Source organism: Helicobacter sp. MIT 03-1614 (assembly GCF_000762925.2).
Classification (GTDB): domain Bacteria; phylum Campylobacterota; class Campylobacteria; order Campylobacterales; family Helicobacteraceae; genus Helicobacter_C; species Helicobacter_C hepaticus.
Genome location: NZ_JRMS02000004.1, coordinates 37,040 through 51,311 on the forward strand (window position 1 = coordinate 37,040; position 14,272 = coordinate 51,311).

Here is a 14,272-nt window from a genome sequence, read left to right on the forward strand (position 1 = left end):
TTATTTCATACCTACACTAAGCATTTTGCGGCGCAAATAAGCAATTTTGCTCTGTAGAGGAAGTTCTTTTGGGCAAGTATCGTGGCAAGCAATAAGACTCATACAACCAAATACACCATCATCGTTACCTACAAGCTCATAATAATCCTCATCAGTGCGCTCATCGTGCGGGTCAATCATAAACCGCACAATCCGATTCATTCCAGCTGCACCAACAAAATCTTCGCGCATAACTTTTGTTGCACAGCTTGCAATACAACAGCCACACTCAATACATCTATCAAGTTCAAAAACTTCATCAGCTACTTCAGGTTCAATAGGCACTTCAAGTTTAGAAATATCGGGCTGATGTTGAGTATGTATCCAGCTTTCTACTCGTTTTGTCATACCTGCAAACCATTCGCCTGTATTTACGCTTAAATCTTTGATAAGTTTAAATGCAGGGAGAGGCATAAGGGTAATGACACCATCAGGGAAGTCTTGAGTAAGTGTTTTACACGCAAGCCTTGGACGCCCGTTAATCATCATTGCACAGCTTCCGCAGATACCAGCACGACATACAAAATCAAAGCTTAAATCAGGGTCTTGTTGCTCTCTAATCATACCCAATGCAATAAAAACTGTCATTGAATGAGCTTCTTCAACCTGATACTCACGAAAATGTGGTTTCGACACTGCACTTTGTGGGTCAAACTTTAATGCTCGAATAGTTAGTGTTCTTCCTTTTTGTTGTGTTGCACTCATTACTTATCTCCTAGTCGTTGGTTTCTTGCTTTAAATTGTGGTTGGAGATTGAAAGGCATCAAGGCTTCTTGCAAGGCATATCTATCACCGCCCTTTGCTTGAATCTCTTGTGTAATTTTCTCAATCTCAGCTTGGCGAATAGCACTATTTGGATGTTCAATAATCATACCTTTTGCGCCATAGCCACGGAAGCCGGGTGCAATTTCCATTTTCATAATATCCAAATCTTCATAAGTAACCGTTGGTAATGTTTGATTTGGGTCTTCCCAGCTTGTAAGTGTACGTTTTAACCAATTCGCATCATCACGTTTTGGATAATCTTCGCGTGTATGTGCACCACGAGATTCTGTTCTATCAAGTGCACCTTTTGCAACACATAATGCAATTTTAAGCATTTTTGGTGTGCGGTAAGCATCTTCAAGCTCGGGATTGTTATGAAGTTTTTTGTTTTGCACACGAACATTCTTACTGCGTTTATAGAGATCTTCAAGTTTATTCACAGCCTCTTGCAAACTTTTGCCATCACGGAAGATTCCCACATCATTATCCATAATGTCTTTCATAGCATTTTTAAGCACATAGACATCTTCATTTCCTGTGCTATTAAGCAATGAAGCGAGATATTCTTCTTCTTTTTTGACAAATTTTTCAAGCAAGGTTGTTTGGACATCAAGGTTTGCTCCTTGGCAGTATTCTGTAAAGTATTCTCCAATAATCATACCAGCTACTACAGCTTCGCTTACAGAGTTCCCGCCAAGACGATTGAATCCGTGTAAGTCCCAACAAGCTACTTCACCAGCAGCAAATAGTCCTTTAAGGTAAGTTTCTCCTCTATAATCTGTGCGGATACCGCCCATAGAGTAGTGCTGCATTGGTCGCACGGGAGCCCAAACACCCGGTGTTGCAGGGTCAATTCCTGCAAATGTTTTACAAATATCTTGCACATCACGCAAGTTTCTCTCTACGTGAGCACGTCCTAAGATAGATATATCAAGCCATAAGTGGTCGCCATAAGGAGATTTTACGCCTTTACCATTGCGGATATGTTCAAGCATTCTTCTTGAAACAACATCACGACTTGCAAGTTCTTTTTTCTCTGGCTCATAATCAGGCATAAAGCGGTAGCCATCAACATCACGTAGAACACCACCATCGCCACGACAACCTTCTGTAAGGAGGATTCCACTTGGCACAATCGGAGTAGGGTGAAACTGCACAGCTTCCATATTCCCAAGTTTTGCTACGCCTGTTTCCATTGCAATAGCTGCACCTGTTCCTTCACAGATAACGGCATTTGTAGTGTTGCGATATACTCTACCATAGCCTCCTGTAGCGAGTAAAGTGCCTTTAGATACATAAGCTATAAGTTCTCCTGTTACCAAATCACGCACTACGGCTCCATAACATCTCCCATCTTGATGGATAAGAGAGATAGCTTCTTTCCTATCTTGAATATCTACACCGAGTTTGTAAGCTTCATTTGCTACTGCATAAAGCATTGTATGTCCAGTAGCATCGGCGGTATAACAAGTTCGCCATTTTTTTGTTCCACCAAAATCGCGTGAATGAATATAACCGTGTCTAAAATCATCTTCTGTAATTGTTACTTTTTCGCCGTTAATAACTGCAGGGCGGTCGCCTTTTTGGATTCTTGTCCAAGGCACCCCAAAACCTGCTAGTTGGCGAATTGCTTTTGGTGCGGTAGTAACAAACATTCTTGCTACATTTTGATCACAACCCCAATCACTTCCTTTTACCGTGTCTGCAAAGTGTAGATCTTCATTATCACCATCACTTTTTACAGAATTACCTAGACTTGCTTGCATACCACCTTGAGCAGCCGCTGAATGGCTTCTTTTGACTGGCACAAGAGAAAGCACAATGGTGTTAAGCCCTGCCTGTTTTGCTGCAATAGAAGCACGAAGTCCTGCTAAACCACCGCCAATAATCAGTGCATCTGAATATACTACTTTCATTTACTCTCCTTTCCCTTGTGTGTGCTCATCAATCATTCTATATTCCTGAATACTGTAGCTACTATCTAGTCCGTGTCCAATTTGCATATACGCCACATATGAAGCAATACCAAGTATAAGGCAGAATGCTGTGAGAGCTAGCTTAATAGCACGTAATGCTTTAATTCCAAGCCCTTCAAACCAGCCCCATTTAATACAAAGCCGATAAAGTCCAATAGAGCCGTGAAATTCAACAGCAAAAAGTAAAAGTGCATAAAGCAAATAGAAATCTTGGTGATAGAATCTATATGAACTTGCACTTGGACCGATATTTTCAGGTTGTGTAAGCATTATGAATACGTGTGGCATTGCCAAAAAGAAAATAGCAAAGCCTGTCGCTGCTTGAATTGCCCAATAACTTGTATCCCCGTGCTTCATTAAATCTTTATGAACACGTAAGGCGAGAAATTGTTTGTAGTTAATCGGGAATTTTCTCAACGCCAAGAACGCATGCACTACAAGAGCAATAATGACAATAGCCACAATAACAGAAACAAGACGTGGCTCGCCTGCCTCACCAAAAATCATACTGCCCTCAAAGAATTTTGTAACTTTATACATCGCTTCTTTGCTGATTAAGATACTTGATACAAAAAGTAAATGTGCCAACATAAACAACCCTAAGAATAGCCCTGTTGCACTTTGCCAAAAATCAAGTTTGGCAGGGATTTTACTCTTTTTTCTTTGAGGTGTTACCCCTGTGTAGCTTTCAATTATTTTATCCTCTCGCATGAAACCTCCTGTTTGTAGTTTGACCTCTATAGCTTACACAAGCACTCTAGGAGCTTTTATCCCAAAACTACTTAGTAGCATTTTAAAAAGGCTAAGCTACATTATAGGAAAATATTGATTAAAGTTTTTTTATGCCATTTTGAGAATCTTAAGATGTTTATTCTATTTTTTAGAGTGAGTTTCTTGTTTGATAATTTGCCCCAGTTGTAAATGTAAGACTTCATCAGCAAGTTCAATTGTGCTTGGGCGGTGAGCTACGATGATAATAATTTTATTATGCCTTAGATGCTCTATACTTTCTTTAATTGCCTCTTCAGTTTGTGAATCAAGTGCAGAAGTAGCTTCATCAAGGATAAGCACTTCAGGATTCTTATAAATTGCGCGTGCAATGGCAATTCTTTGACGTTGCCCGCCACTAAGATTTGAGCCAAATTCATCAAGGATAGTATGTATTCCTTGAGGCATTTCTTGCACAAAATCCCACGCGTGAGCAAATTTGAGAGCTTCAATGACTTTTTTTTCATCTATTTTGCTACCATAAGCAACATTATGTAAAATACTATCATTAAATATAAAAATTCTTTGTGTAACTACTGCCATATTATTGCGCACACTTTTTTGTGTATAGTTTTTAATGTTTTGACTGTTGATAAGCACCTCTCCACTATCGGCTTCATAAAGACGCAAAAGCAAATTGATAATTGAGCTTTTTCCACTTCCACTTTTACCTACAAGAGCAGTGATTTTATTTTTTGCAAAGCACATACTTATGCCCTTAAGTGCGTGGGTTTCTTCGTTATAGCGAAAATGCACATCTTTAAAAATAATTTCATTTATTGGGGCTTGGAGTTGTATCCCACCATCACGGATTTGTTGAGTTTGATTGAGAATCTCAAAGATTCTATCACTTGCAACAATGGCAGATTGCATTTGTCCATAGAGATTAACAAGTCTCTTTAGTGGTGTGTAGATAAAAAGCAACGCACCTGCGAAAGATGAGAATTGTGCTACACTAAGTTCTCCTTTGGAAATATCAATAATTGCCATATATACGACCAATGCAAGCATAATAGCCCCTAAAAGCTCCATAAGAGGGGTAATTAATTCTCCTACTCGCACAGCTTTCATACTGATTTTAAGAAAAGTGAGATTTTGAAGTTTAAATTTTTTAAGCTCCAATCGCTCCCCATTACTCGCTTTAATGACTTCTATATTATTGAAGATTTCGTGAAGTTTAGCGGTAATATCTGCATTTTTTTCCATTATATTGCGTGAATATTTTTTAAGTTTTTTGATAATCAGATTAATAGGTATGAGAGCTAAGGGCACAATAACTAACCCAATGAGTGCATATTTGGGACTTTGATAAATGACAATCGCTACAAGCCCAATAATTGTAATGCTTTCTCGGATAAATTCTGTAATATAGTTTGAAACGGCTGAACGAATGATACCAATATCATTCGTGATTCTCGCCATAAGCTCACCATTACGCATTTTATTAAAAAACACCATTTCAAGCGAAAGCATATGTCTAAGCATTCTATCACGCACTTGTCGCACGATATCTTGTCCAATAAAATTCATAAAATAAGCTTGCACATAAGTGCCAAGAGATTTTCCCAAATAAGTGCCAATAATCATAAACATCATCGCAAATGTTAATGTATTATTTTGAGCTAACTCATCAAAGCTGAAGAATGGATTAGCGCGTGGAACTTTGCCAGAGAGTGTATCAAGCAAAGGGTCAATAAGATAAGCAGTTCCAGCCGTGCATAATCCTACAACAAGTGAAGCAATAATGGCGATTGCAAAAGAAAGTTTATGTCCTTTGATATAAGGAAAAAACTTTTTAAAAAATTCAAGAATTGTTCTCATCTATTCCAAATCCTGCATCAAGGATAGCTTCTGAAATAAGCTCTTGTGTAGCAGGGGCATTAAATTCTATTTTAACTTGGCTTTTTTCCAAATTTACATCAATAAGGCTTACGCCTTCTATTTCTCCGATAAATTTTTCAATTTTATCTACACATTTCCCACAGCGCATACCACTTACTGATAGAGTCGTTGTCATTTCATCTCCTTTTGAGATTTTATAAAATTTTAAATGCTTTTAATCTTGCAGCGTTGGCAACGACACTTAGGCTTGAGCAGGTCATTGCAAATGCGCAAAACATCGGGTGTAAGAATATGCCAAATCCCCCTAATACACCCATTGCTAGAGGAATAAAAGCAATATTATAGCAAAAAGCGAAAACAAGATTCTGTTTTATATTTAAAATACTGGCTTTTGCAAGAGAGTATGCGTTATAAATACTCATTAAATGTTGATTGTAAATAGTAATATCGGCACTTTGTGTAGCAATATCTTGAGGCGAGGCAAAAGCAATGGAAGTATGTGCATAAGCAAGAGCAGGCGCATCATTAATCCCATCGCCAACCATAAGAACTTTGTGATTGTTTGCATTAAGCTGTTCAAGGAGGCGCATTTTATCCTGAGGTTTTGCTAAGGCGGTAAAATCTGTAATACCTAGAGCAAAGGCAATTTTTTGTGTATTGAGGAGATTATCCCCACTTATAAGACTAAAGCTTATATTTTTTTCTCTAAAATGTGCAAGGGTGGAAAGTGCATCGGATTTGATATGGTCTTGTAATGCAAATTGTGCCAAAATGCGCTCATTTGTAGCAAGATAAAGTATGATTTTATCATCTTGCGGGAGATTTTCAAGCTCACCTCTAAGATGTGGTGGAAGCAAATGGGCATTACCAAGCCAATATTCACAATCATTAATAGTGCCTTTAATACCGCTGCCTATGATATTTTGTGCATTTATAATGGGGTAAAGCGTAACATTTGCACTCATAGGGTGAGTGTGAAAAGCTTGGGCAATAATATGTGTGCTTGTGGATTCTAAAGTGTAGGCGAGATTAAAAATTTCTTGTTGGCTCAAGTGCTTATCAAAAGAGAGAATCTGTGCTATTTCCAGTCCTTGAGTGAGTGTGCCTGTTTTATCAAATGCAATATGTGTGATTTGACTAAGTGTTTGAAAGCTTTTAGCATCTTTAAAAAAAACGCCCATTTTATTTGAAATAGCTTGTGCGTGGAGAATCGCCATTGGTGTAGCAAGCCCAAGTGCGCACGGGCAAGAAATAACAAGAGTAGCGATAAAAATACTAAGCCCAAATTCAAAATCTCTCATACCCCACCAAAATACACCAGCACCTGCTGCCAAACATATTACAAGCGGCACAAAAAATGCTGCCACCTTATCCGCAAGTGAGGCGATAGGTGCTTTACTTTCTTGGGCATTTTGCACGAGTTGTAGAATCTGTGCAAGAGTAGATTGCTGTGCATTTTTTTCTGCACGCACATACAGCACGCCATCAAGATTTATACTCCCTGAAAAAAGCTTATCATTTTTATGGGCTAAAAGAGGGAGCGATTCGCCATTAATAGCAGAGGTATCTATGCTTGAATGTCCCTCTATCATTATAGAATCTACCATAATCATTTCACCAGGTAAGACTTTAAGTATATCTCCTTGTTGAATATCTTGTGCAGTAACTGCCCTGCAAGGTGCATTTGATAGGGTTTGAATATCAAGTGTGGCATTATTTGGGAGTTGAATTTTTTGGAGCGTTTTTTGGTTAAGCTGCAAAAGCAGCGAGGCACTATCTAATGCATTTTTTTTGGAGCGCTCTTCAATAGATTTTCCAACAAGCACAAGGGTGATAATTACGCATACGCTATCAAAGTATGTATGAAAGTGTGCATTAAATGCGCCTTGTAAGCTGTATAAAAATGCACTAGAAGTGCTTATGGCAATCAGAGAATCCATATTGGGATTTCGCGCAAAAAGTGCTTTAAATCCACGCAAATAAAACATTCTTCCCATATGCATAACTGCCAAGCTTAAAACAAGTAAAAGCGTGTAATGAAGTGTATATGGCAGACTTATGCCTATAAACATTTCACTCCAAGAGAGCACTACAACTATAATTGTGGCGATTATGCTTACAATGAGTTTGGTTTGAGTAGATAAGAAACGATTATCAAAAGATTCTATAAGAGCATTGAGTGAAAATGAAGTGTGTTTTGAGGTAGAGCGTTTATCAAGCGCAGAATCGTTTAAATGAGGCTCATAACCCATTTTGGCTATGAGTTTAAAAATATCTTCAAGGTTTGCTTGCGTTTCATCATATACAATATGGGCTTTTTTACTTAAAAGATGCACTTGTATGTCTTGGCAAAAACTTTTACGCTTTAGACTACGCTCAATCCCACTAGAACAAGCTTGACAAGTCATTTGTTCAATATAAAAAGAAGCCTCTTTCATTGCGTTATATCCTTTGAAATATTTTGGCGACATTCTAACAAAAAAAAAAAAAAATGAAAGGCAAAAAATATTTAAAAAGCCTAGTTTGTGCCACCAAAGTGCACAAGTGCTGAACCCCAAGTAAGCCCACCACCAAGGGCATCTAGTAGCATTAAATCCCCATATTTAAGCTTTTTTTCCTCGTAAAGGTCATTCATTGCCATAGGAATAGAGGCTGCTGAAGTATTACCATATTTTTGTATGCTTACAACGATTTGTTCTGGAGTGAAGTTTAGATTCTCTCCCACTGCATTAATAATACGTAAATTTGCTTGATGAGGAATAAAAAATGATACATCTTGAGGGTTTATGTGATGGGTGTTTAGAATCTCTTTTACTTCTGATACAAGCGTTTTCACAGCAACTTTAAAGGTTTCATTGCCTTTCATCTGAATAAATGATTGCTTTTCTTGTGCTTGAATAGCGCCAAAGGTTGCATGAGCACGTGGAGTGCAAAGAAAGTCTTGATATCGTCCATTTGCACTTACATTCACGCCCAAGATAGCTGCTTTCTCATCATTTGTGCTACTTATAACACACGCTCCAGCTCCATCACCAAAAAGAACACAAGTGCTTCTATCGCTAAAATCAAGAACAGAACTTGTTTTTTCTGCACCAATGATGAGGATTTGCTTATAAGTGCCGGATTCTATAAAAGATTTAGCAAGAGAGAGAAGATAAACAAATCCACTACACGCCGCACTAATATCAAAGGCAGCTTTATTTTCAATACCGAGTTTAAAGGAAGTAATACAAGCAGTGCTAGGCATTGTGAGATAATCAGGGCTTAGAGTTGCTACGATTACTGCATCAATATCTTTTGGTTCGATGCCTGCGCGTTCTATTGCTTTTTTACCTGCTTCATAAGCAAGGTCACTTGTTTGTTGTGAAGGCAAGGCAAAATAACGCGTTTTAATACCTGTGCGTTTGGTAATCCACTCATCATTTGTATCAAGTGTTTTTTCAAAATCAACATTGCTTATGCAGGTGGGAGGGATATAAGAAGCAATTGATTTAAGTGAAGCATATATTTTGCCCATAGAGAATCCTTATTGTTGAGCGCTCGAAGGTTTATTTGCAAAAGCATCAGAGAGCTTGGAACATATATTAGATTCTATGGCATTAAGCGCTTGATAAATAGCGCATTCAATAGCGCGCGCATTAGCACTTCCGTGACTAATGATGACAACTTTTTGCACACCGAGTAGAGGGGCACCACCATATTCACTATGGTCCATTTTTTTCTTTAATCGTTTGAATACTCCGCGTAAGAAAAGTGCGCCAAACATTGAACATAAGCAGGATTTAATATCTTTTTTCAGCACCAATGACATAGCACTCGCTACCCCTTCACTTGCCTTTAGCACGAGATTCCCACTAAATCCATCACATACAATAACATCAACACTTCCATTAAAAATATCACGTCCTTCAACATTGCCTTTAAAGAAACTAAATTCTTTTAAGAGTTTGAAGGTAGCTTTGGTAAGCTCATTTCCTTTATTATCTTCTTCACCATTAGATAAAAGCCCTACGCGCGGATTCTCAAATCCTATAACATTTTTTGCATATTCATAACCCATAATGGCAAAATCTACGAGGTATTCAGGTTTGCAGTCTGTATTTGCTCCTGCATCAAGGATAATACTCGGTTTATCAGTAATATTTGGCATAGTAGTGCATATTGCAGGGCGTGATACACCTTTGATGCGTCCAATTTTAAGTGTAGCAAGGCTCATTGTTGCTCCACTATGTCCAGGTGAGACAAGTGCATCTACATCTCCATTTTTAAGAAGTTCGGTGGTTTTAAAAATAGAAGATTGTGTGCGTTTTGCCGCTGCAGATGCAGATTCTTCCATACGAATATAATCTGTGCAATGCACGATTTGCGCGCGCGATTGAAGATATGGGGGGACAAGAGGAGCGATTTGCGCTTCATCACCGATAATGACAGCATTAAAATCACGTGATTTTAATGCCTGTATAACTCCTTGAACGATAGGAGTTACCCCATTATCCGCACCCATAACATCAATGGCTATTTTTAGCATCTTCACTCCTTGAGTTATAAATTACTTGTAGCTACCTGTAAATTTATTAATATGATGAGGCATTTTCCAGCTTCCATCTTTATCTTTGATAGGTTTTGCAAGAGCTATTTTGTAGTGTGAGCGTCTTTTTGCTGCTCGGGTTTTGCTTACGCGTCTTTTAGGAACTGCCATTTCTACTCCTTAAAATTAGTCTTTGGTGTGATAATCGCTTCGTATAGATTCAATTTCACTTTCTAAAATATAATGTAAATCAATAAAGCCATCAAAAAACTCAACAACTTCAAAACTATCAAGCTTTTTGCTTTGGCTTTGTGCATTCCAGATACCATCTGAAATATACAAAACCAAAGGATTTTCAAGTTTGTGAATATACTCTTCTCCACTATTGTCGCAAACAAGCTCTATTTCCCCGTAGATTTTGCCTTTGAGGCACAGCATTTGAGAATCCATACGATAAAGCTGCGCTTGTAAATTCACACCCTCAATATTAAGGGCGATATCTTTAGGGGTATGGGAGATTTTTCGCATCGCAATTTTCAACTAGCAAATCTCCCTTGTGCTAAAGAAAAAAGCAATTTCATTTTTTGCATTTTCAAGACTATCACTTCCGTGCACAGCATTTGCATCAATGCTTTGAGCAAAGTCTGCACGAATCGTGCCAGCTGCCGCTTCTTTTGGGTTTGTTGCACCCATAAGATCACGATTTTTCATTACGGCATTATTGCCTTCAAGCACCATCACAACCACTGGTCCGCTTATCATAAAATCAACCAAATCCTTAAAAAATGGTCGTTCTTTATGAATAGCATAAAAAGCTTCTGCATCGCAACGAGTAAGTTGAAGTTTCTTCATTGCACAAATGCGGAGATTATTGCTTTCAAAGCGGTCTATAATTTTGCCAATCACACCTTTTTTGACAGCATCGGGCTTAATAATTGAGAGTGTTTGCTCCATAATTTTCCTTTCTCTAATAGTATGTGGATACAAATGCTAAAAACCTCAAATTTTATCTAAAAAAAACTTGCTTTAATATAAATATTTATGTAGAAATAAAAAATAATTTTAAGAGTGTAACGTTTATCAAGCGTTAATGGCTTCAAATAATATAGGATTTGTCGTAAAATCGGTGATAGCTTCTTCATACATATTAATGATTTTATCAATACTTTTCTCAAGCGCATATTTTGATGCACTTTTGGCATATTGCTTTTTCATCTGCTCTCGTTCTTTAGAGTGTTCTATCCAATAGTCAATTTTTGCGCTTAAATCCGCTATATTATTTGTTTTAAATAAGCTTCTTTCATCAAGGGCAAATTGTGTAGTAGCACTTATTTTAGAATCAGCAATAACAGGAACTAATCCAATAGAAACTGCCTCTAGGCAAGAAATAGCCTCGCTTTCAACTTCCGCAGAATGCACATACAAATGGCAACATTTAAGTTTTTCAATGAGTATATTATTATCAATAAAGCCAAATTCAGGTGGATTGATTAAAAGTTTATCGCAGAGTTTGCGCAGATATTGCTCTTTTGGTCCAACTCCGTGTAGATGTAATTTGATATTGTTTGCATATTTACTTTGAGTAATAGCTTTTATCAAAATATCCTGCCGCTTTTCTTTAGAGAATCTTCCCACTGAAATAATATGAAAAAATGTATCATCAAATGGCTTCACACAAGATTGTGCTCTATTAATTTGGAAACCATTGCTTATAACAAACTTTTTCCCACCATACCCTGCCTTTTGTATTTCTTCTTCCATAAGCTGACTTGGGCAGTGGATATGATGTGTGTAACGATAAAAGGTTTTATAGAATCTCCTAAAAAGATAAGCATTAAACCATTTAAAGTTCATATTCATATTATAACTGATATGTTGAGGTTGGAGATGAAACGCACTTATATAGGGAATCTTCATCTTTCTACACAAATGAACACCTGCAATTTCTAATGCAAAAGGTAAATAAAAATGTGCAATATCACAACCTTTAAGGGCAGATTCTAAAATGTGAGAATCTGGTGAACCAAAAATCATATGTTGTTTATGCGAGATTTCTGTAACGATTGGAATATATCTTTCTTTGACAAAATAAAACTCTTCACCGCTACTTTGTTCATTACTTTCTTCTTGTGTAGGATTTGTTGTGATTATGCGCACGCAGTGTCCTCTTTCGATCAAAGCTCTTGCAAAGCGAAAGGCTGTCATAGAAGTGCCATTACTTCTATCTTTATAACTATCTACGACTATGGCTATAATCATTATTTACGCTGATAATCATCGCTCAAACGCACGATGTCATCTTCACCTAAATATTCTCCCATTTGTACTTCAATGAGTACAAGTGGCAGGATTCCGGGATTTTCAAGTCTATGCACTTCACCCATAGGAATATAAGTGCTTTGATTTGCTTTGAGGAATTTTTGTGATTCTCCAAGTGTAATTATGGCACAACCGCTTACAATAATCCAATGTTCATTACGATGATAATGTTTTTGTAAGCTCAATTTGCCCTTTGGCTTAACGACAATTTGCTTGATTTTGTAATTTTGAGATTCTAATAAAATTGTATAAGTTCCCCAAGGGCGATGAGCAGTTTTGTGAATTTGAGTAAGTTCAGGGTGGGTAGTTTTTAGCAAAGCCACAATATCTTTGACTTGTTGAGAATACCCTTTTTTGGCTATTAAGAGGCAATCGTTTTCATCAATAATCATTAAATCCTCTAGCCCAATCCCTGCGACAAGCTTATCTGAAATGACAAAATTATTTTTGCATTCTTTTTGAATAAAGGTATTTTTACTTGCATTTTCTGCTTCATCTGTGGGATATTCATTAGAGAGAGATTCAAAACTTCCAATATCATTCCATATAAAATTGCTACTCACACAAGCGACCTTTTGACTTTTTTCCATTAATGCGTAATCTATGCTAATATCAGGCAAATTTTCACTCATTTTGGCATCTAAGCGGATAAAATCCTTTGCTTCACTTTCCTTAGAAGCTTCAAAAGTAAGCTTACAGCGCTTATATACTTCTGGGTTATGCACTTCAAGCTCTTGTAAAAACACTTCTGCTTTAAAGCAAAACATACCGCTATTCCATAGATAGTTGCCATTTTCTACATAAGCTTTAGCATCTTTAATGGAGGGCTTTTCAATGAATTTTTCTACAACGCTATCTTTTGCCTTAATATAGCCATAGCCTGTATGTGGGCAATTTGGCTTAATCCCAAAAGTAACTAAGAATCCTTTTTGTGCTAATTCTATGGCTTGAAATATACTCTGTTCGTAATCAGCAGTATTTTTGATAAGGTGGTCGCTTGGCAGCGCAAGAATAATATCATCTTCATTTTGATTGAGTGAAAAAGATTCTAAAGACTTTAGAGCCGCAAAAGTAAGTGCTGGAGCGGTATTTTTGCCAAGAGATTCTAAAATAAATTCTGATAAGGGAATATTAATTTTGTGAGCTTGTTCTTGCGCGATGAAGTAGTGATTATCATTGGTAATAATTTGGAATTTGCCCTTGTGGCTTTTGCGTAAAAAATCATTGCGCAAAAGTGTCTCTTGGAAAAGTGAGTGTGAGGAAGTTTGAGCGTTTTTAGATGGAAGTAGATTAGCAAATTGTTTAGGCAAAAGCTCACGCGATAGGGGAAAAAGACGCGTGCCAGAGCCACCACAAAGGATTGAAATCGTCATATTTACTCCTTAAAGGGAATATTGAGCGCTTTAGGAATTTCTCTTAAATCTTGTGTCTCAATGAGAATATTTGCTTCTTTTTTAAGAATCTCCTTTGCACAAAAGGCAATGCGCACATCGGCATAGGCAAACATACTTAAATCATTTGCACCATCGCCTATCACAATTGTATCTTTGCGTGTGAGGCTAAGGAGATTCTGTAAGCGTTGGAGCATTATACCCTTAGAATCACTAAACATCATCTCCCCACCCACTTCGCCTGTAAGGATAGAATCTTTATGATGCAAAATATTAGCAAAGCTTGCATCAAGTCCCAAAATATCTACAAAATAATCCGTTGCAATATGGAATCCTCCGCTAAAGCATACGACTTTGTAGTTTTGTGCTTTCAAGGCTTTCACACAAGGCAATGCACCATTCATAAGTGGTAGATTATGCGCTATCTCTTTGGTTTTTTGTAGGCTTAATCCTTTTAAGAGTGCTACACGACTTTTAAGTGCTTCATAAAAATCAAGTTCCCCATTCATCGCTTTGTGAGTGATTTTTGCAACTTCGTCACTAACATTATGCGCTTTGGCAAGTATATCAATCGTCTCGCCATCCATAAGAGTAGAATCAAAATCAAAAACAACAAGTTTCATATCATTAATGTCCTTGCAAAA

At 37.4% G+C, this 14,272-nt stretch carries 14 protein-coding genes; all 14 read right to left on the reverse strand.

The window, feature by feature from the left end; genetic code table 11:
- Positions 1-744 carry a fumarate reductase iron-sulfur subunit gene (locus LS66_RS03510; RefSeq protein WP_011115529.1) on the reverse strand — a complete coding sequence of 248 codons (744 nt, stop codon included), beginning with the start codon at positions 742-744 and terminating at the stop codon, positions 1-3.
- On the reverse strand, positions 744-2,720 hold the full coding sequence (locus tag LS66_RS03515; RefSeq protein WP_011115528.1) for a fumarate reductase flavoprotein subunit: 1,977 nt from the start codon (positions 2,718-2,720) through the stop codon (positions 744-746). Before LS66_RS03515 ends, LS66_RS03510 begins: the two co-directional genes overlap by 1 nt.
- Positions 2,721-3,491, reverse strand: coding sequence for a fumarate reductase cytochrome b subunit (locus tag LS66_RS03520; RefSeq protein WP_034365878.1), 771 nt, complete (start codon positions 3,489-3,491; stop codon positions 2,721-2,723).
- A gap of 162 nt (positions 3,492-3,653) precedes the next feature.
- Positions 3,654-5,369: an ABC transporter ATP-binding protein gene (locus tag LS66_RS03525; protein WP_034365881.1), complete on the reverse strand. Its 1,716-nt coding sequence runs from the start codon at positions 5,367-5,369 to the stop codon at positions 3,654-3,656.
- Complete coding sequence (locus LS66_RS03530) at positions 5,353-5,565, reverse strand: copper ion binding protein (protein WP_011115525.1); 213 nt, start codon at positions 5,563-5,565, stop codon at positions 5,353-5,355. The genes LS66_RS03525 and LS66_RS03530 overlap by 17 nt, the downstream gene beginning before the upstream one ends.
- Before the next feature lie 19 nt (positions 5,566-5,584).
- Positions 5,585-7,828, reverse strand: a complete 2,244-nt coding sequence (locus LS66_RS03535) for a cation-translocating P-type ATPase (protein WP_034365883.1) — start codon at positions 7,826-7,828, stop codon at positions 5,585-5,587.
- A gap of 80 nt (positions 7,829-7,908) precedes the next feature.
- Complete coding sequence (locus LS66_RS03540; RefSeq protein ID WP_034365288.1) at positions 7,909-8,907, reverse strand: beta-ketoacyl-ACP synthase III; 999 nt, start codon at positions 8,905-8,907, stop codon at positions 7,909-7,911.
- Between the two features lie 9 nt (positions 8,908-8,916).
- On the reverse strand, positions 8,917-9,918 hold the full coding sequence (gene plsX / locus LS66_RS03545) for a phosphate acyltransferase PlsX (RefSeq protein WP_034365290.1): 1,002 nt from the start codon (positions 9,916-9,918) through the stop codon (positions 8,917-8,919).
- 21 nt (positions 9,919-9,939) lie between these two features.
- A complete protein-coding gene (gene rpmF, locus LS66_RS03550) occupies positions 9,940-10,089 on the reverse strand; it encodes a 50S ribosomal protein L32 (RefSeq protein WP_011115521.1) in 150 nt (49 codons plus the stop codon).
- Between the two features lie 15 nt (positions 10,090-10,104).
- Positions 10,105-10,458 carry a hypothetical protein gene (locus LS66_RS03555; protein WP_011115520.1) on the reverse strand — a complete coding sequence of 118 codons (354 nt, stop codon included), beginning with the start codon at positions 10,456-10,458 and terminating at the stop codon, positions 10,105-10,107.
- Complete coding sequence (ndk, locus tag LS66_RS03560; RefSeq protein WP_034365292.1) at positions 10,459-10,872, reverse strand: nucleoside-diphosphate kinase; 414 nt, start codon at positions 10,870-10,872, stop codon at positions 10,459-10,461.
- Between the two features lie 126 nt (positions 10,873-10,998).
- Positions 10,999-12,177, reverse strand: coding sequence for a glycosyltransferase family 4 protein (locus LS66_RS03565; RefSeq protein WP_034365295.1), 1,179 nt, complete (start codon positions 12,175-12,177; stop codon positions 10,999-11,001).
- Positions 12,177-13,610 (reverse strand): mannose-1-phosphate guanylyltransferase/mannose-6-phosphate isomerase, encoded by a 1,434-nt coding sequence (locus LS66_RS03570; RefSeq protein WP_011115517.1) that lies wholly within the window; start codon positions 13,608-13,610, stop codon positions 12,177-12,179. The genes LS66_RS03565 and LS66_RS03570 overlap by 1 nt, the downstream gene beginning before the upstream one ends.
- A gap of 2 nt (positions 13,611-13,612) precedes the next feature.
- The gene (serB, locus tag LS66_RS03575) at positions 13,613-14,251 is read right to left on the reverse strand and encodes a phosphoserine phosphatase SerB (RefSeq protein ID WP_034365298.1); all 639 of its coding nucleotides are present in this window, start codon (positions 14,249-14,251) and stop codon (positions 13,613-13,615) included.
- Positions 14,252-14,272: the final 21 nt, after the last annotated feature.

Coding starts and splice junctions, on each gene's coding strand:
- LS66_RS03510 (WP_011115529.1), bottom strand. CDS start 744: ATGAGTGCAACACAACAAAAAGGAAGAACACTAACTATTCGAGCATTA.
- LS66_RS03515 (WP_011115528.1), bottom strand. CDS start 2,720: ATGAAAGTAGTATATTCAGATGCACTGATTATTGGCGGTGGTTTAGCA.
- LS66_RS03520 (WP_034365878.1), bottom strand. CDS start 3,491: ATGCGAGAGGATAAAATAATTGAAAGCTACACAGGGGTAACACCTCAA.
- LS66_RS03525 (WP_034365881.1), bottom strand. CDS start 5,369: ATGAGAACAATTCTTGAATTTTTTAAAAAGTTTTTTCCTTATATCAAA.
- LS66_RS03530 (WP_011115525.1), bottom strand. CDS start 5,565: ATGACAACGACTCTATCAGTAAGTGGTATGCGCTGTGGGAAATGTGTA.
- LS66_RS03535 (WP_034365883.1), bottom strand. CDS start 7,828: ATGAAAGAGGCTTCTTTTTATATTGAACAAATGACTTGTCAAGCTTGT.
- LS66_RS03540 (WP_034365288.1), bottom strand. CDS start 8,907: ATGGGCAAAATATATGCTTCACTTAAATCAATTGCTTCTTATATCCCT.
- plsX (WP_034365290.1), bottom strand. CDS start 9,918: ATGCTAAAAATAGCCATTGATGTTATGGGTGCGGATAATGGGGTAACT.
- rpmF (WP_011115521.1), bottom strand. CDS start 10,089: ATGGCAGTTCCTAAAAGACGCGTAAGCAAAACCCGAGCAGCAAAAAGA.
- ndk (WP_034365292.1), bottom strand. CDS start 10,872: ATGGAGCAAACACTCTCAATTATTAAGCCCGATGCTGTCAAAAAAGGT.
- LS66_RS03565 (WP_034365295.1), bottom strand. CDS start 12,177: ATGATTATAGCCATAGTCGTAGATAGTTATAAAGATAGAAGTAATGGC.
- LS66_RS03570 (WP_011115517.1), bottom strand. CDS start 13,610: ATGACGATTTCAATCCTTTGTGGTGGCTCTGGCACGCGTCTTTTTCCC.
- serB (WP_034365298.1), bottom strand. CDS start 14,251: ATGAAACTTGTTGTTTTTGATTTTGATTCTACTCTTATGGATGGCGAG.